The sequence below is a fragment of the Agrococcus sp. SGAir0287 genome, from assembly GCF_005484985.1.
Classification (GTDB): Bacteria; Actinomycetota; Actinomycetes; order Actinomycetales; family Microbacteriaceae; genus Agrococcus.
This window is the reverse complement of record NZ_CP027942.1, coordinates 390,749-413,954: the sequence shown is the minus strand read 5'-3', so window position 1 is coordinate 413,954 and position 23,206 is coordinate 390,749. Positions and strand designations below refer to the sequence as shown.

The following is a 23,206-nucleotide window of genomic DNA, read 5'->3' as shown; positions in this document are numbered from 1 at the left end:
ATGCCCCGTCGATCGGCGAGTTCGACCCGCGATCGGCGACCTCAGCCATGCCGACGTCGCCGATCACGACGTCGCAGGCGCTCGCAGCCGGGAGGATGGGCCGCGGACGGCGCGGCATCCGTCGTCGGTAGACTGGAGGCATCCCACCCCGCGAGGAGTCGAAGCCCATGCCCCTCATCGTCGTCGACGTCATGCCGAAGGCCGAGATCCTCGACCCCCAGGGCAAGGCGGTCACGCGCGCCCTCGCCCGCCTCGGCCACGAGGCCGTCGGGCAGGTGCGCATCGGCAAGCGCTTCGAGCTCACCGTCGACGGCGAGGTCACCGACGAGCTGCTCGGCCAGATCCGCACGGTCGCCGAGGACGTGCTCGCGAACACCGTGATCGAGGACGTCGTGGGCATCCACGTGGAGGATCAGGCGTGAGGGTCGGCGTCGTCACCTTCCCGGGCACGCTCGACGACCGCGACGCGCAGCGCGCCGTGCGCCTCGCCGGCCACGAGCCGGTCGCGCTGTGGCACCGCGAGCACGACCTGCAGGGCGTCGACGCCCTCGTGCTGCCCGGCGGCTTCTCGTACGGCGACTACCTGCGCTGCGGCGCCATCGCCGCCCTGTCGCCGATCATGACCGAGGTCGTGGACGCCGCGAATCGCGGCATGCCCGTGCTCGGCATCTGCAACGGCTTCCAGATGCTCGCCGAGGCGAAGCTGCTGCCCGGCGGGCTCGTCCGCAACGCATCCGGCCTGTTCGTGCGCCGCGACCAGCGCCTCACGGTCGAGCGCACGACGACGCCCTGGACGAACGGCTTCGAGCCCGGCCAGGAGATCGTCATCCCGCTGAAGAACGGCGAGGGCCGCTTCGTCTCGACGAAGGCCGAGCTCGAGCGCATCGAGGGCGAGGGCCTCGTCGCCTTCCGCTACGCCGGGCGCAACCCCAACGGGTCGATGGACGACATCGCCGGCGTCTCGAACGCCGCGGGCAACGTCGTCGGCCTCATGCCGCATCCCGAGCACGCCGTCGAGCTGGGCTTCGGCCCCGACACCTCGACGCGCATGCGCTCGGGCCTCGACGGGCTGACGATCTTCGCGCTCGCGCTCGAGGCCGCAGCGGCCTGACGCGCCTCCCCGGCGGATCGCGGGGCACGGACGTCGCCGACGTCGCGTTCCGAGGTACGCATCTCGCAGCCGGGTACGGCAATCGGGGTACCTCGCGACAGGACGGGTACCTCGCAACGGGATGCGCCGCACGGTGGGCCGCCCACTGACGCGACGCGCGCACCTGTCCACGGGACCGCATCGCACCCCGCCCGTCCCCGCAAGCGCTACCGAGCGAGACGCGGCGCGCCTAGGCTGCCGCCACGGGCGCGGCGACGGCGCCGGCCCGGTGAGGAGACGCCATGCGCAGCACCCGGCCCGAGCCCACGATCCCCGACCTCAGCGTGTTCGCCGCGCTCTTCGACGACCTCACCGACGAGGAGCGCGGCATGCCCGCGATGATCGACGGCACGTCGGGCGACGTCATGACGTACGGCGAGCTCGTCGGGCGCGCGCAGGCGTTCGCGGGCGCGCTCGCCGACATGGGGATCCGGCCGGGCGACGTCGTCGGCCTGCACTGCCCGAACGTGCCGGCGTTCGCGATCGCCTTCCACGGCATCCTGCGCGCGGGCGCCACCGCGACGACCGTCAACGCGCTCTCGACGGCGCACGAGATCGAGGTGCAGCTGCGCGCCTCGGGCGCCGTCGCGCACGTGACCGTCTCGCCGCTCGCAGCGCAGTCGCTCGAGGCGGCCCACGCCGTCGGCATCGCCGATGACCGCATCGTCGTGCTCGACGGCCTCGACGGGCATCCGAGCCTCGCGAGCCTCCTCGCCGCCGGCCATCCCGCGCCGGACGTCGCGATCGATCCCGCGAGCCACGTCGCCGTCATGCCGTACTCGTCGGGCACGACGGGCATCCCGAAGGGCGTGCGGCTGTCGCACCGCAACCTCGTCGCGAACGTCGCGCAGTGCAGGCCGATCCTCGGCGTCGAGCGCGGCGAGCGCGTGCTCGCCGTGCTGCCGTTCTTCCACATCTACGGCATGACGGTGCTGCTGAACCTCGCGCTGCGCGCACGCGCGACGCTCGTGACGATGCCGCGCTTCGACCTCGCCGAGTTCCTGCGCGTCATCCAGGATCACCGCGTCGCGTTCGCGTTCATCGCGCCCCCGATCGCCGTCGCCCTCGCGAAGCACCCGATGGTCGACGAGTACGACCTGTCGAGCCTGCGCACGGCGTTCTCGGGTGCCGCGCCGCTCGACGAGCAGCTCGGCCACGCCGTCGCCGAGCGCATCGACATCGAGATGCTGCAGGGCTACGGCATGACGGAGCTGAGCCCCGTGAGCCACGCCTTCGCGCGCGGCGAGGGCGACGCGCGACCGCTGGGATCCGTCGGACCCGTCATCGGCGGGACCGAGGATCGCATCGTCGACATCGAGTCGGACGAGTCCATCGAGCCGCCCGAGCACGACGGTCTCTCCGAGCCCGGCGAGCTGTGGGTGCGCGGTCCGCAGGTCATGCTCGGCTACCTCGACGACCCCGAGTCGACCGCGCACACGCTGCGCGACGACGGCTTCCTGCGCACGGGCGACCTCGCCTGCTACGACGCCGCCGGCAACGTGCACATCGTCGACCGGCTCAAGGAGCTCATCAAGCACCACGGCTACCAGGTCGCGCCCGCCGAGCTCGAGGCGCTGCTGCTGTCGCATCCGGACGTCGCCGACGCCGCGGTCGTCGGCGTGCGCACCGAGGACGGCGACGAGGATCCGAAGGCGTTCGTCGTGCCCGCCGCGGGCGCGAGCCAGGATGCGGATGCGCTCATGGCGTGGGTCGCCGAGCGCGTCGCGCCGTACAAGAAGGTGCGCCAGGTCGCCTACGTGGAGGCGATCCCGAAGTCCGCCTCGGGCAAGATCCTGCGGAAGGACCTGCGCGACCTCGCGTGACGACGGCACGCGCCGACGCGCTCCCATCTGCGTCTGCGAGCATGCACGGCATGGATGCTTCGACCGATCCGGGCTGGCCGCGACTCGTCGACGAGGTGCAGCGCGCCTTCGCCGGCTCGCCGTACCGCGTGGACGTCGCGCCGGACGCGATCACGGTCATCGCAGACCTCGCCGACGCGCGCTTCCTCGGGCTCGCGAGCGTGCGACGGGTCGGCGTCGTCTACCGCACGCGCCTGACGTGGAAGGCGCCCTCCCGAGTGGCGTGGGAGGACGCCGAGGAGGTCGTCGAGTGGACGGCGGGCGTCGACGGCTCGCTCGTGCCTCGGCTCACCGGGCGCATCGCGGGGATGCGCGGTCGCGTCGTGCAGGCCTCGTTCCGCAAGGAGGTCGGCGTCGACAAGCGAGGCGTCGGCCTCCCCGTCGACTACGCGTTCTCGACGGGCGAGATCGCGACGCCGCTGCGGGCCGCGGTCGAGCGGGCGGGCTTCCGCACGGCGATGGCCGCCACCACGCGGATCGGACTCGTCGCCGCGATCGTCGGCGGCGGCGGCGCGGTCGTCGCGGGCGTCGTCCTGGCGGTGCTCGCCGCCACCGGGAACCTCGTCGGCTCATGACCGTCGAGCCAGGGCTGCGCGCGTCCCGCGTGCGCCGATAGCGTCGAGCGCATGCGCCTCGCAGCAGCCCTCAGCCACCGTGCCGACCTCGCCACGCGCGCCGATGCGCTCGCGCAGCGCGCCTACCGTGCGGCGTTGACGCAGGAGGGCACGACGCCCGTCGACGACCCCGCGGCGCTGCTCGCCGAGCACGAGGCCGTGCTCGCGGAGCTCGAGGCCCTCGTCGTGCGCATCAACCTCACGAACGCGAGCACCGACGTCGACGGCGTGCCGCTCACGGCGGCGCTCGCGCGCCGCGACACGCTGCGCCATCGCCACCGCATGCTCACGACCCTCGCCGAGCAGTCGACGCCGCGCGCCGACCGGATGCGAGGCGCCGAGCTGCGCATGCTGCCGACGATCGACGTCGCGGCGCTGCACGCGGGCGCCGACCGGATCGCGAAGCAGCTGCGCGAGCTGGATCTGCGCATCCAGGAGGTGAACTGGACGACGGAGCTGGGTTGACGAGTCGGTAGCCGCGACGGGAGCGGGCACGGACCCCACGCCTGCGGGGGCAAGCGCAGGCTCGCAGCGTCGACGGGCCGACGCATCCGCTTCGGATCTTCGCCCGGCACGCCGCACACGCGCACTCGCGGCCAGACCGCGGCACCGCGCACGCATCACCACCACGTGCCGGCCCTCGCGGCGAGGGCGGGATCGGGGACCTCGTCAGCCCGCGTCGGAGTCGGCCGCGCCCCTCGCGCGACGCGGAGGACCGGCGAGCCGTTCGATGGGCCGTCGCAGCGCCATGCCGACGAACCGCGTGCCGAAGGTGATGAGCAGCGCGAGGTAGCCGATGGCCGGCACGGCGAGCGCGATCGCGAGCGCGACGCCCAGCACGAGCACGAGCGCCACGTTGGCGACGAGTCCGCGATGGTCGACGTCCATCCCCTCGCGCACGAGCGCGGGATGCCGCAGCACGTGGAGGTGGATGACGGCGCTCACGAGCGGGATCGCCGCGATCGACGCGACGTAGACGACGACGTTCGACGCGTCACCGCCGTCGGACGTCGACAGCGCCGTCGCCACGGGCAGCCAGACGATCGCGAGCATCCACAGGAAGTTCCACCGCATGAGCGCGGGGGTGTAGCGCTCGACGCGCTCGTAGAGCGCGTGGTGCCAGCGCCAGAAGGTGCCGACGAGCGCGAACGAGATGAGGAAGGCGAGCAGCTGGTCGGCATGCTCCGCCGCCCACGACGCCGCGCTCAGCCCGCCGCCCTCGGACACGCTCTCCATGAGCGGCAGGATGAGCAGCGTCATCGCGATCGCGACGACGGCGTCGGTGAAGAACACCATGCGCTCGGCCGAGCGCGGGGCCTCGGCGAGCCTCGGCTGCGACTGCTGCTCCACGCATGCAGGCCTACCACCGACGCATGGCGCTGGGAAGCGTCGGGCCGGCGCCGGTCGCGTCGTCCGTCAGCCAGGTGGTGCCGTGGGGGCGGCACGTCGTGGGCCGATCGGCGGCAGGGGCCTGCGCGGTCGAGGCGCGAAGGGCCGCCCGACGTGCCATCCGACGCCCACCCCGACGACGTCGGCGAGCGCGTCGAGCACGTCGCCGGCCCGGGTCGAGATGAGCACCGCCTGGATCGACTCGGACGCGACCGCATGCGCGACGAGCACGGCCGCGAGCGGCCGCGCGGGCACGCCGGCGGCGACCCCGGCCGCCATGACGAGCGCGAACATCCCCGCGTGGGCGACCTTGTCGGCGCCCGGCAGCCCGCCGCCGCTCGGCACGTCGGGCGCGTAGAGCCCCCAGACCTGGATGCCGATGGCCAGCACGAGGACGACGCGTGCCACGACGAGGCGACGACGAGCGCGCACCTCGAGGTCGTGGCGCTCGGGCATGGGGCCACGGTAGCGAGGGAGCGAGGCGGGTCGAGCGGCGGACCGGGGTGGCGTCCCCCTCGTGCCGGACGCCACCGCGCAGCGGTGCTCGCGCGGCGCTCCCGCCCCGCGGATGGGCATGCGGCCCGCGGGTAGACTCGAGAGCACCGCATCCGCTCCCTCCGTGAGGTCTCCGCCGTGCCCGATGCCCCCGCCCGCCCCGTCGCCGACACCGTCGAGCACGCGATCGCGACCCCGGAGAGGGAGCAGCCGTACGCGGCGCTCGGCCTCAAGACCGACGAGTACGAGCGCATCCGCGAGATCCTCGGCCGCCGCCCCACGTCGGGCGAGCTGGCGATGTACTCGGTGATGTGGTCGGAGCACTGCTCGTACAAGTCGTCGAAGCGGCACCTCAAGGTCTTCGGCCAGAAGGTCACCGACCAGATGCGCGAGCGCCTCATGGTCGGCATGGGCGAGAACGCCGGCGTGCTGGACGCGGGCGAGGGCTGGGCCGTCACGTTCAAGATCGAGAGCCACAACCACCCGTCGTTCGTCGAGCCGTTCCAGGGCGCGGCGACCGGCGTCGGCGGCATCGTGCGCGACATCATCTCGATGGGTGCGCGCCCCGTCGCCGTCATGGACGCGCTGCGCTTCGGCGCCATCGACCACCCCGACACCGCGCGCGTCGTGCACGGCGTCGTCGGCGGCATCTCGTTCTACGGCAACTGCCTCGGCCTGCCGAACATCGGCGGCGAGACGGTCTTCGACGCCGTCTACCAGGGCAACCCGCTCGTGAACGCGCTCGCCGTCGGCGTGCTCCGCCACGAGGATCTGCACCTCGCGAACGCGCGCGGCGCGGGCAACAAGGTCGTGCTCTTCGGCGCCCGCACCGGCGGCGACGGCATCGGCGGCGCCTCCATCCTCGCCTCCGAGTCGTTCGACGACGAGGGGCCCGCCAAGCGCCCCGCCGTGCAGGTGGGCGACCCCTTCGCCGAGAAGGTGCTCATCGAGTGCTGCCTCGAGCTGTACGCCGGCGATCTCGTCGAGGGCATCCAGGACCTCGGTGCCGCGGGCATCTCGTGCGCGACGAGCGAGCTCGCCTCGAACGGCGACGGCGGCATGCAGATCGAGCTCGACCACGTGCTGCTGCGCGACCCCACGCTCACGGCCGAGGAGATCCTCATGTCGGAGTCGCAGGAGCGCATGATGGCGATCGTGACCCCTGAGAAGCTCGACGCCTTCCTCGCCGTCACCGAGAAGTGGGACGTCGAGACGAGCGTGCTCGGCGAGGTCACCGGCACGGGCCGCCTGATCATCACGCACGGCGGCGAGACGATCGTCGACGTCGACCCGCGCACCGTGGCCGTCGACTCCCCCGTGTACGACCGACCGATGGAGCGGCCGGAGTGGCTCGACGCGCTCCGCGCCGACACGTCCGCCCGCCTCCCCCGCTCGGAGGCGGCCGGCCTGCGTGCCGAGCTGCTCGCGCTCGCGGGCAGTCCGAACCTCGCGGACACCTCGTGGATCACCGAGCAGTACGACTCGTACGTGCTCGGCAACACCGCGCTGTCGATGCCCGACGACGCCGGCATGGTGCGCATCGACGAGGAGTCCGGCCTCGGCTTCGCCGTCTCCGTCGACGCGAACGGCCGCTACTGCCAGCTCGACCCGCGCGAGGGCGCGAAGGCCGCGCTCGCCGAGGCGTACCGCAACGTCGCCGCCACGGGCGCGACGCCGCTGGGCGTCTCCGACTGCCTCAACTTCGGCAACCCCGAGGTGCCGTTCGTGATGTGGCAGTTCGCGGAGGCCGTCGACGGGCTCGCGGATGCGTGCGTCGAGCTCGGCATCCCCGTGACGGGCGGCAACGTCTCGTTCTACAACCAGACGGGCGAGACGCAGATCCACCCGACGCCCGTCGTCGGCGTGCTGGGCGTCATCGACGACGTCGCCCGCCGCGTGCCCGCCGGCTGGCAGGACGACGGACTGCACCTGTACCTGCTCGGCACGACGCGCGACGAGCTCGACGGCTCAGCGTGGGCCGGCGTCGTGCACGACCACCTCGGCGGCACGCCGCCCATCGTCGACCTCGCCGCCGAGCAGGCCGTCGCGGGCCTCGTGCAGGCCGCCGCGCACGAGGGTCTGCTCGCCGCCGCGCACGACCTGTCCGAGGGCGGCCTCGGCGTCACGCTCGCCGAGGGCGCGCTGCGCTTCGGCATCGGCGCGCGCGTGTGGCTCGACGAGCTGTGCGACCGCGACGGCGTCGACCTCACCGCCGCGCTCTTCTCGGAGTCGGGCGCGCGCATCCTCGTCGCCGTCCCGCGCGAGGACGACGTGCGCTTCCAGGGCATGTGCGCCGCGCGCGGCGTGCCGTCGCTGCGCATCGGCGCCACCGACGCGACGACGGGCTCGATCGAGGTGCAGGACGTCTTCACGATCGGCCTCGACGAGCTGCGCCAGCGCCACGGCTCGACGATCTACGACCGCTTCGCCTGATCCCGGCGTCCCGCCACGCTCTGAGTTGCGAGCCGGGACTGCGCCTCCAAGAGGCATCTCTTGGAGGCGCAGTCCCGCCAAGGTCGCGAAGCGCTCTCCGACAGCTGGTCGAGGAGCGCGCGAGGCCGAAGGCCGAGCACGCGTCACGAGACCACGCGAGCGCTGCTCCCGCGCAGCCACGCGCATGGTCGCGCCGGGCGAGCACCTCACGAGGTCTCGCGACGGCTGCTCGCGGCGCTCGCGGCCTCCTCGACCCGCCGAGGGGACACGTCGCGTCGAGCGACTGGCGGGCGTGACGAGCGAAACCATGGGGATACCGTGACCCCATGGACCACGACGACCTCGACGCGCTCGTCGATCGCGTGCCGCTCGGCTGGAGCCGACAGGAGGTCGACGGCCGCGCGTGGGGCGTCACGCGCGTCGACCACGCCGGTGGGCGGTCGTCGACCATCGAGGGCGAGGAGCTCGGCGGCGCGGGCCGCATGAGCGCCAACGTCTGGCGCACGGCCTCCGGCACGCACCTGAAGCCGTGCGAGATGCCCGCGGAGCAGGTGCTGCGCGTGCTGCGCGCGCTGCCGCCCGCCTGAGCCGCGGCGCGTCGCCTCAGCCCTGACCGGCTGCGTGGCGCTCGTGGTGGTGGATGACCTCGGCGATGACGAAGTTCAGGAACTTCTCCGCGAAGGCCGGATCGAGTCCCGACTCCTCGGCGAGGCGACGCAGGCGCGCGATCTGGCGCTGCTCGCGCGCGGGATCCGACGCCGGCATGCCCTCCGCCGCCTTCAACGCCCCCACGGCCTGCGTGAGCTTGAACCGCTCCGCGAGGGTGTGGATGAGGACGGCATCGATGTTGTCGATGCTGCTGCGGTAGCGGTCGAGCTCGTCGTTCGCGGACACCCCGCCAGCCTACGACCGGCGACCTGCGCATCCGCACGCGCACCTTCGCTCGCCGGCCCTCGCGGGCGTCGGACGGCGTCGCTCGCGCCTGCGCATGAACGTTCGGTGGACGGCAGGGGACGATGCGGCGCAAGCCCGTGCGGCGGCCCTGCACGCCGCCTACCGTTGCGACCGATGGCGACGATCTCGCGAGTCCCGGGGACGCGTCGCGCGCACGCCGCGCAGCGCGCGCAGGAGCGTGCCCTGCGCCACGCACGCCGCGTCGCCCGCCTCGCGCCGCGATGGCGCGAGACGCGCACGGTGTGGATCGCCTTCGGCGTCCTGCAGGTCGCGACGATCGCCGTGCTCGCCGGGCACATGCTCGCCGGCGACACGCTCGGCGACCTGCCGCTCTACCGCGAGTGGGCGATGGATGCGTTCGAGGGCCGCGGCATCGTCGGCATCGACGAGCCGTGGGTCTACCCGCTGCTCGCGTGGCTGCCGATCGGGTTCGCGAACCTCGCGTCCGCACCCGCGTACCTCGCGATGTGGATCGCGATGATCGGCGTGCTCGACGCGCTCGCGCTGCGCTCGCTGCTCGCATCGGGCTCGACGCGGGCGATCATCGCCGGATGGGCGTGGCTCGGGATGCTGCTGGCGCTCGCGCCGGTCGCGCTGCTGCGCCTCGAGGGCGTCACCGCCCCGCTCGTCGTCGTCGCCGTCGCGATGCTCGCGCGCCGACCGTGGGTCGCGGGGGGCCTGCTCGCCGCGGCGACCTGGATCAAGGTGTGGCCGGCCGCGGTCGTCGGCGCAGCCCTCGTCGCGATGCGCGAGCGCAGCCGCGTGGTGCAGGCCGGCGCCGTGGTCACGGCGGGCGTCGTCGTGCTCGCGATCGCGCTCGGCAACGTGGGCCAGCTCGCGTCGTTCGCGACGATGCAGGACGACCGCAGCCTGCAGCTCGAGGCGCCCCTCGCGACGCCTTGGGTGTGGATGGCGATGCTCGGCGTGGGACACGCTCGCGTGATCCAGGACGTGGCGCTCGCGACGCGCGAGGTCATCGGCCCCCACGACGGCCTCGCGCTCGCGGCGTCGACGCCGCTCATGCTGCTCGCGACCATCGCAGCGCTCGTGCTCGCGCAGGTCGCGGTGCGACGCGGCGCCGACCGGCTCGAGACGCTGCTGTCGGCCGCGCTCACGATCACCGCGGCGATGTTCGCCTGCAATCGCGTCGGCTCGCCGCAGTACATGCTCTGGATCCTGCCCGTCGCGATCGTCGCCCTCGCGTCGGTCGACGGTGCGGCGCAGCGCTGGTGGCGACGGATGACGGCCGCGCTGCTCGCGACGGGGCTGCTGACGACGCTGATCTTCCCCATCGCCTACATGGCCCTCGTCGACCTGCAGCCGTGGGCGGTGGGGCTGCTGACGCTGCGCAACGCGCTGCTCGTGGCGATCCTCGTCGCCGCGGCGCGGCGGATGGTCGTGCTCGCCATCGGGCGATCCGGGCTCGACGCCGTGCGCGCGTCGCGCGCGGTGACCCTGCCGTCCTGACCCCTCGTTGCGCGGTACGCATCTCGTGACCGGCTCCTGCGGATGGCGTACCTCGTGGCGAGATGGGTACCTCGTGACGAGGAGGCGGGGCGGCGCGCGCGGGGCGGCGCGAGGGGCGCGGAAGGCTCGGGGCTACGGACGCGGCGCCTTGCGCACGCGCTCGACGAGCGCATCCCGCACCGCGGGCCACTCGTCGACGAGGATCGAGTGCACCGCGACGTCGCGCCACGTGCCCTCCGCGTCCTGCCGCATGCGGCGCAGCACGCCCTCGAACGTCGCGCCGAGCCGCAGGATCGCCGCACGCGAGCGCGCGTTCGCCGCATCCGCCTGGATGCGCACGCGGCCGAAGCCGTGCGCGAACGCGTGGCCGAGCACGAGCAGCTTCGCCTCGGCGTTGACGACGGTGCCCCACACGTCCGGGGCGTACGCCGTCCATCCGAGGTGGCACTGCTCGGTCGCGGCGTCGAGGTCGGCGAGCGAGGTCGTGCCGACGAGCCGACCGCTGTGGCGCAGCCGGATCGCGAACGGCAGCGCATGCCACGGGTACGCGCGCTCGGCCCACGCCGTCCAGCCCTCGTCGGATGCGTCGAGTGCCGCCGGCCCGCCGCCGTAGCCGGCGGCGAACACCTCGGGCACGCCGATGGCGTCGCGCAACTCGAGCAGCACGTCGCGCGTGAGCGGCTCGAGGTGCACGGCGTCGCCCTCGAGCGTCGTCGGGACGGGGATGCGCGCGGTCACCCCACCATCACAGCACGGTCGCGGCGATCCGCTCGACGAGCCGCGGCTCCCCGCAGCCGATCGAGGCTGCGGCGTCGCCGTTCAGCTGGTCGAGGAGGCCGCATCCGCAGGCTGCAGCCGTCACGAGACCACGCGACCCGCCCGCCCGACGCGACCACCCGCCTGCTCGAAGCGCGCGCTCCTCGACCGGCCGATGCGAAGAGTGCATCCACCCCTACCCTGGAGTCCGTGCCGCATCCCTCCCCCGACGCTCTCGCTCGCGCCGAGGCGCGGATCGCGCTGACCCGCGACTTCCCGAAGCCCGGCGTGCTCTTCCGCGACATCGGACCGATGCTCGCCGACGCCGAGGCGCTCGCCGCCGTCACCGCCGCGCTCGCGGCACCGTTCGACGGCGCGTTCGATCTCGTCGCGGGGGTCGAGGCGCGCGGGTTCCTGCTCGCGGGCGCCGTCGCGGCGGCGTCGGGCACGGGCCTCCTGCCGATCCGGAAGGCGGGCAAGACGCCGCATCCCACCGCATCCGTCGACTACGCGCTCGAGTACGACGTCGCGACGATCGAGGCGTCCGGCGACCTCGCCGGTCGCAGCGTGCTGCTCGTCGACGACGTGCTCGCGACGGGCGGCACGCTGCAGGCGGCGATCGAGCTCGTGCAGCGCCTCGGCGGCACGGTCGCGGGCGTCGCGGTCGTGCTCGAGCTCACGGAGCTCGGAGGCCGCGCCCGCGTCCCCGCCGCCCACGCTGTCTTCACCGCCTGAACGATCTGCGGTTCTCGGCCCTCTCTGACATCGGAAAGGGCCGAGAACCTCAGAAGGATGCTCGGGATAGCGTCGAAGGATGGCTGCGACGCGATTCGACGACTGGAACGACATCGAGGGGCTGCTGCGCATCCCGCGCATCGCGGGGCTCGTCGCAGGGCCGGGCGGCCGCGTCGTCGCGCAGATCCAGCAGGCGACCGACGACCTCGCGCGCACCCGGTCGGCGCTGTGGGAGCTCGATCCCGACGGCGCCGCCGAGCCCGAGCGGCTCACGAGGTCGAGCGAGGGCGAGTCGTCGCCGCGCTTCGCGCCCGACGGATCCCTCCTCTTCGCCTCCTCCCGCCCCGACCCCACGGGCGAGCACGACGACGACGCGGCGGCCATCTGGCGCCTGCCCCAGCGCGGCGAGGCGCACGTCGTCGCCTCCGCACCCGGCGGGCTGCAGCTCGTCGCCGTCGCCGACGACGGCACGATGCTCGCGACGACGCAGGTGCTCGCCGGCGGCTCGCTCGCCGACGACGCCGAGCGCCGCGACGCTCGCGCCGCAGCGAAGCGCACGGCGATCTGGCACACCGGCATGCCGATCCGCTACTGGGATCATGAGCTCGGCGACCAGTCGACGCGCCTCGTGCTCGTGTCGCCGCAGGGCGAGCTGCGCGAGCTCACGCCCGGCGCCGACGTCGTCGCGCTCACGAACGCCTCCGCGGACCTCGCCCGTGACGGCGCCACCGCCGTGACGACCTGGACGAAGCGAGCGCGCGGCGGCGAGACCCGCACCGGCATCGCCGCCATCGACGTGCGCACGCGTCGCAGGCGCACGCTGCTGTCGGCGACCGCCGCGCACGGCTGGTCGAGCCCGCGGCTCTCGCCGGACGGCACGCGCGTCGCCGTGACGCGCGTCACGACCTCGACGCCGACGGACACGTCGTACGACTTCCTCGAGCTGCATCCGCTCGACGGCGGCGACCCCATCGCCGTGGACGTGGGCGACCTCACGGTCGGCTCGTACGCGTGGGTCGACGACGCACGGCTCGTCGTCGCTGGCGACCTGCGATCCCGCGGCGCCGTGCTGCTCGTGGATGCGGCGACCGGTCGCGTGCGCACGCTCGTCGACGACGCACCGTACGCGTCGCTCGCGCCCGCGCACGACGGGCGCTCGGTGCTCGCGCTGCGCTCGGACCTCGCCTCGCCGCCCTCGCCGGTGCGCATCCCGCTCGCAGGCGCAGGCCGCGTCCAGGCGACGCCCATCCCGGCCCCCGGCGCGGTCGGCGCGCTGCCGGGCCACCTCGAGTGGGTGGAGGCCGACGTCGAGGGCGTGACCGTCGGCGGCTGGCTGTGCACCCCCGCATCCGCGTCGTCGACCGCCCCAGCCCCGGTGATGCTGTGGATCCACGGCGGCCCCCACGGCTCGTACAACGCGTGGAGCTGGCGCTGGAACCCGTGGCTCGCCGTCGCGCGCGGCTGGGCCGTGCTGCTGCCGGACCCGGCGATGTCGACCGGCTACGGGCACGCCGGGCTCAACCGCGGGTGGCCGCGACGGCCCGACGTCGTCTGGCACGAGTGCGAGACGCTGCTCGACCACGTCCTGCGACGTCGAACGCTCGACGCGTCCCGCACGGCACTGCTCGGCGCATCCTTCGGCGGGTTCATGACGAACTGGATCGCCGGGCACAGCGACCGCTTCGGCGCGATCGTGACGCACGCCGGCCTGTGGGCGCTCGACCAGCAGCACACGACGACGGATGCGGCCGCGCACAAGGTGCGCGTGCACGGCCATCCCGACGACCTGCCCGAGTGGTACCGGGCGTACTCGCCCCACCACTCGGCCTCGGCGATCACGACGCCCATGCTCGTGACGCACGGCAATCGCGACTACCGCGTGCCGGTGAGCGAGGCGCTGCGGCTGTGGTGGGACCTCGTCTCGGGCTGGTGGGGCACGCCGGGCACGATGCCGCACCGGTTCCTGCAGCTCACCGACGAGCACCACTGGGTGCTGCGGCCCTCGAACGCCGTGACGTGGAACGAGACCGTGCTGGCCTTCTGCGCGCAGCACGTGCTCGGCGGCGATCCCATCCCCGACGCGCTGCCGTGGTGACGCATCGTCATGCGACGGATGGAGGTTCGCGGCCGCTTGCGAGGGCACAAGCGGCCGAGAACCTCCATCCGTGCGCGCTCGGAGCAGATCGTGGAGCCGTCAGGGCCGCTGCCGGAGGGCGATCGCGAGCGCCGAGAGCGCGAAGAGGCCGGCCGCCACGGCGAGCATCGGCAGCGTGCCCGTGTCCACCGCGACGACGCCCGCGATCGGTGCGACCACGACGATGACGGCGCGGTTCGCGGCCCGCATCGTCATGGTGACCCGCGCCTGCGCCGCGTCGGGCGTGCGCGTCTGCCGGAACGCCATCTCGTGCGAGTTGGATGCTCCCATCGCGAGGCCGTGCAGCAGCTGTCCCGCGGCGAGCAGCACCGTCGCCGCGACGGGCGTCGACGCCACGAGCACGGCCGCCGCCATGACGAGCACCGCGATCGCCGACAGCGCATGGCAGGTGGCGATCGTCGGCAGGGCGCCGAGGCGTCGACCCACGCGGCCCGTGATCGACGCGCCGACGACGGCACCGACGCCCGCTGCGGCGAGCACGAGGCCGAACGCGGCGGCGCCGAGCCCGAGCGTCGTGAGCGCGAACGGCGCGACGAGCACGCCGAGCGTCGCGTTCGCCGCGAACCAGACGTGCGTCGCGACCGCGAGGCGCGTGAGCGCCGTGCCGCGGTAGACGAGCCGGATGCCCTCGGCGACGTCGGCGAGGATGCCGCGCACCGAGCGTCGGCCGGCGGGCGGCGGCTCCTCGACGCGGATGCGCGCGACCGCGACCGCCGCGAACGCCGACGCGACGGCGTCCACGAGCACCGCGAACGGCGCGCCGGCGAACCGCACGACGAGGCCGCCGAGCGCCGGTCCGCCGGACTGGGCGACGGCATCCGCCGTGTCGATGCGGGCGTGCGCCGCCTGCAGCGCAGGGCCGGGGACGAGACGCGGGAGGAACGCCATGGACGCCGCGTCGTTCACGACCGTCGCGACGCCGTACGCGACGACGACCGCGAGCAGCGCGGGCAGCGTGAGGGCATCGAGCAGCCACAGCACCGGTATGGTCGCGATCAGCACCGCGCGCACGGCGTCGCTCGCCACCATCACGGGCCTGCGCCGCATCCGGTCCACGAGCGCGCCCACGAGGAGGCCCACCACGAGGTACGGCAGCCAGCGCGCGGCGCTCAGCAGCCCGGTGTCGGCGGCATCGCCGCCGAGCGTCACGACGACGATCGTCTGCAGCGCCAGCAGCGTGACGTACGTGCCGACGCTCGACGCCGACTCGGCGGCGAGCAGCCATCGGAACGACCGCGGCAGCCGCGCATCCTCCCCGGCCGTCATGCGCCCATCCCTCCGCACTCGCACGCGACAGCAGGAGGATTCCGGCCCGATGTGATCTCACATCCGGCCGAGAGCCCCACTGTCGTGAAGGGGGTCAGCCGTCGATGAGGTCGTGTCGCACCACGATCGCCTCGCGGTCCGGGCCGACGCCGATCGCCGAGATGCGCGAGCCCGACATCGCCTCGAGCGCGAGCACGTAGTCCTGCGCGTTCCTCGGCAGGTCCTCGAACGTGCGGCAGCCGGAGATGTCCTCGCTCCAGCCGGGGAACTCCTCGTAGATGGGCGTCGCGTGGTGCACGTCCGTCTGCGACACCGGCATCTCGTCGTGGCGCACGCCGTCGACGTCGTAGGCGACGCAGACGGGGATGCGCTCGATGCCGGTGAGCACGTCGAGCTTCGTGAGCACGAAGTCGGTGACGCCGTTGACGCGCGCCGCGTAGCGCGTGATGACCGAGTCGTACCAGCCGGTGCGGCGCGGACGGCCGGTGGTCGTGCCGAACTCGAAGCCCGTCGCGCGCAGGCGCTCGCCCCACTCGTCGAAGAGCTCCGTGGGGAACGGTCCCGAGCCGACGCGCGTCGTGTACGCCTTCACGATGCCGATGATGCGGTCGAGGCGCGCGGGCGCGACGCCCGAGCCCGTCGCGGCGCCGCCTGCCGTCGCCGACGACGACGTCACGAACGGGTAGGTGCCGTGGTCGATGTCGAGCATCGTCGCCTGGCCGGCCTCGAACACGACGGTCTTGCCCGCATCCAGCGCCTGGTCGAGCTCGAGGGCGGTGTCGCCCACCATCGGCCGCAGTCGCTCGACGTAGGACTGCAGGTCCTCGACGATCTCGTCGACCGTGATGGCGCGGCGGTTGTAGACCTTGGTGAGCAGGTGGTTCTTGAGGTCGAGGGAGCCCTCGACCTTCTGCCGCAGGATCGACGGGTCGAAGAGGTCCTGCACGCGCACGCCGACGCGGTTGATCTTGTCGGCGTAGGCGGGGCCGATCCCGCGTCCGGTCGTGCCGATCGAGCGCTTGCCGAGGAAGCGCTCCGAGACCTTGTCGAGCGTGCGGTGATAGTCGGCGATGATGTGCGCGTTGGCCGAGATGCGCAGCTTCGAGACGTCGACGCCGCGTGCGGAGAGCGCCTCGAGCTCGTCGAACAGCACCTCGAGGTCGATGACGACGCCGTTGCCGATCACCGGGACCACGCCGGGCGTGAGGATGCCCGACGGGAGGAGGTGGAGCGCGTACTTCTCGTCGCCCACGACGACGGTGTGGCCCGCGTTGTTGCCGCCGTTGAACTTCACGACGTAGTCGGTGCGGCTCGCGAGGAGGTCGGTGGCCTTGCCCTTGCCCTCGTCGCCCCACTGCGCGCCGAGGATCACGATGCCTGGCATGGGGTCCCCTTCTGCTCGGTCGGCAAGCGGGAGCCCGCTTGCACTCCACCCTATCGCGGGGCCCTGCGCCGACCCTGGAGCCGACGGCGCCGCCGGATCCGCGCGTCGGCGACCCGCGGAGGCGTGTGCCGACCGGAGGGTCGTGGACGAGCGGTCGCGACGGCGGCGACGCGGTCGGAGGCTCCCGCTAGCGTGGCCGCATGGACGTGACGCTGCGGCCGCTGCACGACGGGGACGCCGAGGTGCTGTTCGCGTGGGAGCGCGACCCGGTCGCCGTGCGCATGGCCGCCTTCACGCGCGCCGATCCCGACGATCGCGCAGCGTTCGACGCGCACCTCGCCCGCATCCGCGCGGATCCCGGCGTGCGGATGCGCATGGTGGAGGTCGACGCGGAGGCGGTCGGCACGGTGGCGGCGTTCGACGCCGACGGCGAGCGCGAGGTGACGTACTGGATCGCTCGCGCGCACTGGGGTCGCGGCATCGCGACGGCAGCCCTCACGGCGCTGCTCGCCGAGCAGCCCGTTCGGCCGCTCGCGGCGCGCGTCGCCGAGGCGAACGTCGCATCGCGGCGCGTGCTCGAGCGCGCGGGCTTCGTCGAGGTGGCGCGCGAGCGGGCCTTCGCGCCCGGCGTCGGGGCCGAGGTCGTCGAGCTGCTACTGCGCCTGGGATGACCCGCGCTCAGGCGCCGGCCAGCACGGCGTCGACCGCCTCGGCGATCGACGCATCCGGCTCGAAGACCGTGCGCTCGAAGGCGACCATGACCATGGCGCCGACGACGGCGGACGCGCGCAGCGTCGAGGGGCGCGCGGCGCCATCGGTCTCCACGGCGTCGGCGACGAGCGCGAAGAGCGCCGAGCGGTAGCCGGCGAGCGACTCCTGCCACGGGCGATCGGTGCGGAAGAGCTCGCCCGCGACCACCTTCGCCGCCGTCGGGCGCTCCTCGACGCCCTGCAGGAACGCCGTGACGACCGCGCGCAGCGCCCCGCCGCTCGGCGCATCCGCGAGCGCGTGCCCGAGCCTCGTCCCCGTGCGCTCGACGGCATCGGCGAGCACCGCCTCGAACACGGCGTCCTTCGACGGGAAGGAGTAGTAGACGCTGCCCTTCGCGACGCCGGCCCGCTCGGCGATGTCGTCGACGGTCGTCGCGGTCACGCCGCGCTCGGCGGCGAGCGCCGCTGCGGCATCCAGCACCTTCTCGCGGCTGCGGTTCGGCCGTGCCATCGGGACTCCCGTCGGAATACTTGTACTGACTGGTCAGTTTAGTATACCGTCGTCCGGTCGGAGGAGGATGCGATGCAGGTGCGGATCGAGCAGGTCGCGATGGGAGCGGCGCTGCCGCCGACGGACGCCGCGTTCGCGTCGGGCGAGGCGTCGCTCGTCGTCGTGGAGACCGAGCAGCGGCCGACGGTGCTCGGTCTCGTCGCGGCGGGGCGCATGGTGCCCGCCGCCGGGCGCGTGCTGCTCGACGGCGAGGAGGATCGTCGCGAGCTGCGCAGGCGCGTGGCCCTCGTCGACGCGCCGCGAGCCTCCGATCCCGACCCGGCGGCTCGCGTGCGGGGCGTCATCGCCGAGGAGCTGCTGTTCGCGGGGCTCCCCGGCCATCCGCGCGGCGTCCGCGGCTGGGCGACGCAGCTCGGCGTCGCCGACGCGATCGACGCGACGGTCGCCGACCTCGCCCCCGCGCGGCGCACGCGCCTGCTCGCCGAGCTCGCGATCCTGCGCGACGGCGTCGAGGCCGTGGTGCTCGCGTGCCCCGACCGCCATGGCGGCGACCCCCGCGACTGGTGGTCGCTCGCGGGCTCGCTCGCCGATCGTGGGTTCGCGGTGCTCGCGATCGCGAGCCCCGCATCCGAGCGCGCGCTGCGCTCCGCCGGCGAGCTGGATCGAGTGGGCGCCGATGGTTCGCCGCACGGCGTGCCGCGAACCACTCCTGCCCACTCGCCTTCCACTCGTGACCGGTCGCCGGCATCCGCATCCCAGGAGGTGGCGGCATGACCGTGCCCCAGATCGTGCTCGCCGAGCTGCGCCGCCTCGTGGCCACGCCGATGGCGCGCCTCGCCCTGCTCGCCCTGTGCACCGTGCCGCTGCTCTACGGCGGCCTGTACCTGTGGGCGAACCAGGATCCGCAGGGCAACCTCGGCGACGTGCCCGTCGCACTCGTCGTCGCCGACGCGGGTGCGGTCGACGACGACGGCGCCACGCGCGTCGTCGGCGACGAGGTCGCCGAGCGGCTCGTCGACGCAGGCGACTTCGACTGGCATCGGGTCACGGCCGCGTCGGCCGCCGCCGGCGTCGAGGATGGCACGTACGACTTCTCGGTGACGCTCCCCGCCTCCTTCTCCGCCGACCTGCTGAGCGCCGCGGGCGACGACCCTCGCCAGGCGCGCGTCGTGCTCGAGACGAACGACGCGAACGGCTATCTCGCGGGCACCATCGGCGAGCGGGCGACCGATGCGATCCTCGCCTCCGTGCGCGAGTCGGTCGGCGAGGAGGCCGCCGGCCGGCTGCTGCTCGCGCTCAGCGACATCCGCGACGGGCTCGTGGACGCGGCGAGCGGCGCCGACGACCTCGCCGCGGGCGCCGCGCAGGCGCACGACGGTGCGGGCGCGCTCGCCGCCGGCACCACCGAGCTCGCCTCGGGCGCGGATGCGCTCGCCGACGGCACGGCGCAGGTCGCATCGGGCGCGCACGCGCTCGCCGACGGCGCCGCACCCCTCGCGGCCGGGCTCTCGACGCTGCAGTCGTCGACGGCGACGTTGCCGGCCGACGCCGCCGCGCTCGCGAGCGGCGCGCAGCAGGTCGCGGACGGCAACGCGCAGGTCGCGTCGGTCGGCGCGCAGGTCGCCGGCGTCACGAGCGCCCTCGCCGCCGACGTGCCGCAGACGCGCGCCGACGTCGTCGCCTTGCTGCAGGCCGCAGGGCTCACGGATGCGCAGATCGCGGATGCGCTCGTGCCGCTCGACGCGCTCGGCGCGGCGGTCGTCGACGGCGACGCGCAGGTGCAGTCCGCGTCCGGGCAGCTGCAGACGCTCGCGAGCGGCGCGCAGCAGGTCGCCGACGGTGCTGCACGCCTCTCGGCGGCCGCACCGCAGCTCGCGGGCGGCATCGGGCAGGCGGCGGACGGCGCGACGCGGCTCTCGGGCGGCGCGGGCGAGCTGGCGGACGGCGCCGACGCCGCCGCCACGGGCGCGTCGACGCTCGCCTCGGGCGCCCACGACGCCGCCGACGGCGCCGCGGCGCTCGACGACGGGCTCGCGCAGCTCGACGACGGCGCGACGCGGCTCGGCACCGGACTGGACGACGCCGTGGCGCAGATCCCCGCGTCCAGCCCGTCGCTCCGCGCCGAGCAGGCGCAGACGATCGCCGACCCGGCGGCGCTCGACGCCGACGCGCTCACCTCTGCGGGCTCGTACGGCGAGGGGCTCGCTCCCTTCTTCCTGTCGCTCGCGGCGTGGATCGGCATCTACGCGTTGCTGCTCATCGTGCATCCCGTCTCGCGTCGCGCCGTCACGGCGCTGCGCTCGCCCGTGCAGGTCGGCCTCGCCTCGTGGCTCGCGCCCGCCGCGCTCGGCGCGCTGCAGATGGTCGCGCTCTTCGGCATCGTGACGCTCGCGCTCGGCTTCACGCTCGCGGTGCCGCTCGGCGTGCTCGGCGTCATGCTGCTCGCCTCCGCCGTGTTCGCGGCGATCGTCGTCGCGCTCAACGTGTGGCTCGGATCCGTCGGGCAGTTCCTCGGCCTCGTGCTCATGGTCGTGCAGCTCGTGACGGCGGGCGGCACCTTCCCGTGGCAGACGCTGCCCGGTCCGCTCGCGGCGCTGCACCATGCGATGCCCATGACGTACGCCGTCGAGGCGCTGCGGCAGGTCATGTACGGCGGCTCGCCCGCGATCGCGTGGCACGACGCGCTCGTGCTGGCGCTGTTCGGCGCGGGCGCCCTCGTGCTCGTGATCCTCGGCGTCGCGCGCATGATGGATCACCGCACGCTGCGCGACCTGCAGCCGAGCCTCATCGGGTAGCGCGCTGGAGCAGCAGGGGCTCCCCCGCCGGCTCTGCACGGGCTCCCTTCGAGGCTCGCTTCGCTCGCACCTCAAGGAGCGGTCATGGTGCGTCTGCGGGCTTCCTTCGAGGCTCGCTTCGCTCGCACCTCGAGGAGCGGTCATGGCGCGTCTGCGGGCTCCCTTCGAGTCTCGCTTCGCTCGCACCTCAAGGAGCGGTCACGGCGCGTCCGCGGGCTCCCTTCGAGTCTCGCTTCGCTCGCACCTCGAGGAGCGGTCACGGCGCGTCCGCGTGCTCGCTTCGAGGCTCGCTTCGCTCGCACCTCGAGGAGCGGTCATGGCGCGTCTGCGGGCTCCTCTGGAGGCTCGCTTCGCTCGCACCTCGAGGAGCGGTCACGGTGCGTACTCGGGCTCCTCTGGAGGCTCGCTTCGCTCGCACCTCGAGGAGCGGTCACGGTGCGTGCTCGGGCTGCTGCCTCCAACCCGGCACGACCTCCCCCACCGGCCCTTGAGGTGCGAGCGCAGCGAGCCTCGAAAGGGTCCCGCCGATGCGTCGCACGAACGGGCATCGCGACGCGACGCGGACGGGCCTCGCTGCGGCGTTGCGCTTTCGCTGACCCCGGCCCTACGATTTCGGCATGCCGAAACTCGACGAGCGCCGCACCTCCCCGCTCGCGCGTGCGCGGCCGATCTGGCTGCTGGGCCCCGCGCTCGTCGCCGGCGTCGCCTACCTCGATCCCGGCAACGTCGCTGCGAACATGACCGCGGGCGCCCGCTTCGGCTACCTGCTGCTCTGGGTCGTCGTCGTGGGCAACCTCATGGCCTGGCTCATCCAGTACCTCTCGGCGAAGCTCGGCATCGTCACCGGCAAGAGCTTGCCCGAGGTGCTGGGCGAGCGCTTCGGCTCGCGCGTCGGCCGCATCGCCTACTGGCTGCAGGCGGAGGCCGTGGCGATGGCGACCGACGTCGCAGAGGTGATCGGTGGCGCCGTCGCGCTCTGGCTGCTGTTCGAGATCCCGCTCGTCGCCGGCGGCGCGATCACCGGAGCGATCTCGATGGCGCTGCTGTGGCTGCAGTCCCGACGCGGACCCAAGGTCTTCGAGATCGTCATCGCCAGCATGCTCGTCGTCATCGCCGTCGGCTTCACGGCGGGCCTCGTCGCCGGCCCGCCGGGCCCCGAGGCGCTCGGCGGCCTCGTGCCGCGCTTCGAGGGGCCGGACACCGTGCTGCTCGCGGCATCCATCCTCGGCGCGACCGTCATGCCGCACGCGATCTACGCGCATTCGAGCCTCACGCGCGACCGATTCCGCTCGAGCGACGGCGAGCGGATGCCCGTGCCGCGCCTGCTGCGCGCGACGCGCTGGGACGTGACGATCGCGCTCGCGATCGCCGGCACGGTGAACGTCGCGATCATCGTGCTCGCCGCCGCGAACCTCGCGGGCGTCGAGGGCACCGACTCGCTCGAGGGCGCGCACGCCGCGATCGCCGCCGCGCTCGGCGCGGGCGTCGCGACGCTCTTCGCCATCGGCCTGCTCGCCTCGGGGCTCGCCTCGACCGCGGTCGGCGCGTACGCCGGGTCGGAGATCATGCAGGGGCTCGTCCGCGTGCGCATCTCCGTGACCACGCGCCGGCTCGTCACGCTCGTGCCGGCGCTCGCGATCCTCGCGCTCGGCGTCGACCCGACGCTCGCGCTCGTGCTGAGCCAAGTCGTGCTCTCGTTCGGCATCCCCTTCGCGCTCGTGCCGCTCGTGTGGCTCACGGCGCGGCGCTCGGTCATGGGCGAGCATGCGAACCGCTGGTGGACGACGGCGCTCGGCGCCCTCTTCGCCACCGCGCTCGTCACGCTCAACGTGCTGCTGCTCTGGCTCACCTTCACGGGCGCCTGACCCCGAACCTCAGCCGCTCGGGGCGTGCACCCGCAGCCACTCGTGCATGACGATCGCGGCCGCCGCGGCGGCGTTGAGGGAGCGGGTCGAGCCGAGCTGCCGCACGTGCACGTGCTCCGACGCCGCCGCGATCGCCGCGTCGGTGAGCCCCGGCCCCTCCTGCCCCAGCAGCAGGACGCACGCGCGCGGCAGGGGTGCTGCATCCACGGGGCGGGATGCGGGATGCGTGTCTACCGCCACGATCGGCAGCCCCGCCTCCTCGGCCCACGCGGCGAGCGCCTCCACCGACTCGTGGTGACGGATGTGCTGGTAGCGGTCGGTCACCATGGCCCCACGGCGGTTCCAGCGACGCCGACCGACGATGTGCACCTCGGCGGCGAGGAACGCGTTCGCGGTGCGCACGATCGAGCCGATGTTGAGGTCGTGCTGCCAGTTCTCGATCGCGACGTGGACGGGGTTCCTGCGTGCGTCGAGGTCGGCGACGATCGCCTCGAGCGACCAGTACCGGTAGCCGTCGACGACGTTCCGCCGGTCACCGTGCTCGAGCAGCTCGGGGTCGTAGCGCGCATCGGTCGGCCACGGCCCGACCCAGGGGCCGACGCCGTGCTGCGGGTCCTCGTCGCTCACGACACGAGCCTGGCATGCGGCTCGGGCGCCCCCTGGCG

22 protein-coding genes are annotated in these 23,206 nt (G+C 73.8%); 14 read left to right on the top strand and 8 right to left on the bottom strand.

Going from position 1 to position 23,206, the window contains the following annotated elements; all coding sequences use genetic code 11:
• The first annotated feature begins 167 nt into the window (after positions 1-167).
• The 5 genes from purS to C1N71_RS01790 all read left to right on the top strand — a co-directional run bounded on the left by purS (position 168) and on the right by C1N71_RS01790 (position 4,091).
• Positions 168-422: a phosphoribosylformylglycinamidine synthase subunit PurS gene (purS, locus tag C1N71_RS14850; RefSeq protein ID WP_175414055.1), complete on the top strand. Its 255-nt coding sequence runs from the start codon at positions 168-170 to the stop codon at positions 420-422.
• Positions 419-1,111 carry a phosphoribosylformylglycinamidine synthase subunit PurQ gene (gene purQ, locus C1N71_RS14845; protein WP_175414054.1) on the top strand — a complete coding sequence of 231 codons (693 nt, stop codon included), beginning with the start codon at positions 419-421 and terminating at the stop codon, positions 1,109-1,111. Before purS ends, purQ begins: the two co-directional genes overlap by 4 nt.
• Positions 1,112-1,392: 281 nt before the next feature.
• Positions 1,393-2,973 (top strand): AMP-binding protein, encoded by a 1,581-nt coding sequence (locus C1N71_RS01800; RefSeq protein WP_137754849.1) that lies wholly within the window; start codon positions 1,393-1,395, stop codon positions 2,971-2,973.
• 50 nt (positions 2,974-3,023) lie between these two features.
• Positions 3,024-3,587 (top strand): hypothetical protein, encoded by a 564-nt coding sequence (locus tag C1N71_RS01795; protein WP_137754848.1) that lies wholly within the window; start codon positions 3,024-3,026, stop codon positions 3,585-3,587.
• Positions 3,588-3,638: 51 nt separating this feature from the next.
• On the top strand, positions 3,639-4,091 hold the full coding sequence (locus tag C1N71_RS01790; protein ID WP_137754847.1) for a DIP1984 family protein: 453 nt from the start codon (positions 3,639-3,641) through the stop codon (positions 4,089-4,091).
• 204 nt (positions 4,092-4,295) lie between these two features.
• Here C1N71_RS01790 and C1N71_RS01785 read toward each other — a convergent pair whose 3' ends face one another.
• On the bottom strand, positions 4,296-4,976 hold the full coding sequence (locus C1N71_RS01785) for a TMEM175 family protein (RefSeq protein WP_137754846.1): 681 nt from the start codon (positions 4,974-4,976) through the stop codon (positions 4,296-4,298).
• 66 nt (positions 4,977-5,042) lie between these two features.
• Positions 5,043-5,471, bottom strand: coding sequence for a hypothetical protein (locus C1N71_RS01780; protein ID WP_137754845.1), 429 nt, complete (start codon positions 5,469-5,471; stop codon positions 5,043-5,045).
• Positions 5,472-5,648: 177 nt separating this feature from the next.
• Between C1N71_RS01780 and purL the strand changes: the two genes are divergently transcribed.
• Together purL and C1N71_RS01770 are read left to right on the top strand one after the other, a co-directional pair.
• Positions 5,649-7,943 carry a phosphoribosylformylglycinamidine synthase subunit PurL gene (gene purL / locus C1N71_RS01775; protein WP_137754844.1) on the top strand — a complete coding sequence of 765 codons (2,295 nt, stop codon included), beginning with the start codon at positions 5,649-5,651 and terminating at the stop codon, positions 7,941-7,943.
• A 326-nt stretch (positions 7,944-8,269) separates the two neighbouring features.
• Entirely contained in the window at positions 8,270-8,530 is a 261-nt protein-coding gene (locus tag C1N71_RS01770) for a peptide methionine sulfoxide reductase (protein WP_137754843.1), read from the top strand.
• A 16-nt stretch (positions 8,531-8,546) separates the two neighbouring features.
• On the opposite strand, the gene C1N71_RS01765 is transcribed toward C1N71_RS01770, so the two are convergent.
• Positions 8,547-8,837, bottom strand: a complete 291-nt coding sequence (locus C1N71_RS01765) for a chorismate mutase (protein WP_137754842.1) — start codon at positions 8,835-8,837, stop codon at positions 8,547-8,549.
• Positions 8,838-9,011: 174 nt separating this feature from the next.
• Between C1N71_RS01765 and C1N71_RS01760 the strand changes: the two genes are divergently transcribed.
• The gene (locus tag C1N71_RS01760; RefSeq protein WP_137754841.1) at positions 9,012-10,364 is read left to right on the top strand and encodes a glycosyltransferase 87 family protein; all 1,353 of its coding nucleotides are present in this window, start codon (positions 9,012-9,014) and stop codon (positions 10,362-10,364) included.
• 132 nt (positions 10,365-10,496) lie between these two features.
• Here the strand turns inward: C1N71_RS01760 and C1N71_RS01755 are convergent, their stop codons facing one another.
• Positions 10,497-11,102, bottom strand: a complete 606-nt coding sequence (locus tag C1N71_RS01755) for a GNAT family N-acetyltransferase (RefSeq protein ID WP_137754840.1) — start codon at positions 11,100-11,102, stop codon at positions 10,497-10,499.
• A gap of 228 nt (positions 11,103-11,330) precedes the next feature.
• Here C1N71_RS01755 and C1N71_RS01750 point away from each other — a divergent pair, with 228 nt between their 5' ends.
• On the top strand, positions 11,331-11,855 hold the full coding sequence (locus tag C1N71_RS01750) for an adenine phosphoribosyltransferase (RefSeq protein ID WP_137754839.1): 525 nt from the start codon (positions 11,331-11,333) through the stop codon (positions 11,853-11,855).
• A gap of 79 nt (positions 11,856-11,934) precedes the next feature.
• Complete coding sequence (locus C1N71_RS01745; protein WP_137754838.1) at positions 11,935-13,950, top strand: S9 family peptidase; 2,016 nt, start codon at positions 11,935-11,937, stop codon at positions 13,948-13,950.
• Between the two features lie 99 nt (positions 13,951-14,049).
• On the opposite strand, the gene C1N71_RS01740 is transcribed toward C1N71_RS01745, so the two are convergent.
• A complete protein-coding gene (locus C1N71_RS01740; RefSeq protein WP_137754837.1) occupies positions 14,050-15,276 on the bottom strand; it encodes an MFS transporter in 1,227 nt (408 codons plus the stop codon).
• Positions 15,277-15,370: 94 nt separating this feature from the next.
• The gene (locus tag C1N71_RS01735; protein ID WP_137754836.1) at positions 15,371-16,660 is read right to left on the bottom strand and encodes an adenylosuccinate synthase; all 1,290 of its coding nucleotides are present in this window, start codon (positions 16,658-16,660) and stop codon (positions 15,371-15,373) included.
• A gap of 200 nt (positions 16,661-16,860) precedes the next feature.
• On the opposite strand from C1N71_RS01735, the gene C1N71_RS01730 reads away from it, so the two are divergent.
• Positions 16,861-17,331 carry a GNAT family N-acetyltransferase gene (locus C1N71_RS01730; protein WP_137754835.1) on the top strand — a complete coding sequence of 157 codons (471 nt, stop codon included), beginning with the start codon at positions 16,861-16,863 and terminating at the stop codon, positions 17,329-17,331.
• A 7-nt stretch (positions 17,332-17,338) separates the two neighbouring features.
• Here the strand turns inward: C1N71_RS01730 and C1N71_RS01725 are convergent, their stop codons facing one another.
• On the bottom strand, positions 17,339-17,881 hold the full coding sequence (locus C1N71_RS01725; RefSeq protein ID WP_137754834.1) for a TetR/AcrR family transcriptional regulator: 543 nt from the start codon (positions 17,879-17,881) through the stop codon (positions 17,339-17,341).
• A gap of 72 nt (positions 17,882-17,953) precedes the next feature.
• On the opposite strand from C1N71_RS01725, the gene C1N71_RS01720 reads away from it, so the two are divergent.
• The 3 genes from C1N71_RS01720 to C1N71_RS01710 all read left to right on the top strand — a co-directional run bounded on the left by C1N71_RS01720 (position 17,954) and on the right by C1N71_RS01710 (position 22,541).
• The gene (locus C1N71_RS01720; RefSeq protein WP_137754833.1) at positions 17,954-18,655 is read left to right on the top strand and encodes a hypothetical protein; all 702 of its coding nucleotides are present in this window, start codon (positions 17,954-17,956) and stop codon (positions 18,653-18,655) included.
• Positions 18,652-20,676 (top strand): YhgE/Pip domain-containing protein, encoded by a 2,025-nt coding sequence (locus tag C1N71_RS01715; RefSeq protein WP_137754832.1) that lies wholly within the window; start codon positions 18,652-18,654, stop codon positions 20,674-20,676. Before C1N71_RS01720 ends, C1N71_RS01715 begins: the two co-directional genes overlap by 4 nt.
• Positions 20,677-21,293: 617 nt before the next feature.
• The gene (locus tag C1N71_RS01710; RefSeq protein WP_137754831.1) at positions 21,294-22,541 is read left to right on the top strand and encodes an Nramp family divalent metal transporter; all 1,248 of its coding nucleotides are present in this window, start codon (positions 21,294-21,296) and stop codon (positions 22,539-22,541) included.
• Between the two features lie 9 nt (positions 22,542-22,550).
• Here the strand turns inward: C1N71_RS01710 and C1N71_RS01705 are convergent, their stop codons facing one another.
• The gene (locus tag C1N71_RS01705; protein ID WP_137754830.1) at positions 22,551-23,168 is read right to left on the bottom strand and encodes a TrmH family RNA methyltransferase; all 618 of its coding nucleotides are present in this window, start codon (positions 23,166-23,168) and stop codon (positions 22,551-22,553) included.
• Positions 23,169-23,206 lie beyond the last annotated feature (38 nt).

Coding starts and splice junctions, on each gene's coding strand:
- C1N71_RS01720 (WP_137754833.1), top strand. CDS start 17,954: ATGCAGGTGCGGATCGAGCAGGTCGCGATGGGAGCGGCGCTGCCGCCG.
- C1N71_RS01730 (WP_137754835.1), top strand. CDS start 16,861: ATGGACGTGACGCTGCGGCCGCTGCACGACGGGGACGCCGAGGTGCTG.
- C1N71_RS01780 (WP_137754845.1), bottom strand. CDS start 5,471: ATGCCCGAGCGCCACGACCTCGAGGTGCGCGCTCGTCGTCGCCTCGTC.
- C1N71_RS01710 (WP_137754831.1), top strand. CDS start 21,294: ATGCCGAAACTCGACGAGCGCCGCACCTCCCCGCTCGCGCGTGCGCGG.
- C1N71_RS01725 (WP_137754834.1), bottom strand. CDS start 17,881: ATGGCACGGCCGAACCGCAGCCGCGAGAAGGTGCTGGATGCCGCAGCG.
- C1N71_RS01770 (WP_137754843.1), top strand. CDS start 8,270: ATGGACCACGACGACCTCGACGCGCTCGTCGATCGCGTGCCGCTCGGC.
- C1N71_RS01740 (WP_137754837.1), bottom strand. CDS start 15,276: ATGACGGCCGGGGAGGATGCGCGGCTGCCGCGGTCGTTCCGATGGCTG.
- C1N71_RS01715 (WP_137754832.1), top strand. CDS start 18,652: ATGACCGTGCCCCAGATCGTGCTCGCCGAGCTGCGCCGCCTCGTGGCC.
- purS (WP_175414055.1), top strand. CDS start 168: ATGCCCCTCATCGTCGTCGACGTCATGCCGAAGGCCGAGATCCTCGAC.
- C1N71_RS01735 (WP_137754836.1), bottom strand. CDS start 16,660: ATGCCAGGCATCGTGATCCTCGGCGCGCAGTGGGGCGACGAGGGCAAG.
- C1N71_RS01745 (WP_137754838.1), top strand. CDS start 11,935: ATGGCTGCGACGCGATTCGACGACTGGAACGACATCGAGGGGCTGCTG.
- C1N71_RS01800 (WP_137754849.1), top strand. CDS start 1,393: ATGCGCAGCACCCGGCCCGAGCCCACGATCCCCGACCTCAGCGTGTTC.
- C1N71_RS01790 (WP_137754847.1), top strand. CDS start 3,639: ATGCGCCTCGCAGCAGCCCTCAGCCACCGTGCCGACCTCGCCACGCGC.
- C1N71_RS01760 (WP_137754841.1), top strand. CDS start 9,012: ATGGCGACGATCTCGCGAGTCCCGGGGACGCGTCGCGCGCACGCCGCG.
- C1N71_RS01795 (WP_137754848.1), top strand. CDS start 3,024: ATGGATGCTTCGACCGATCCGGGCTGGCCGCGACTCGTCGACGAGGTG.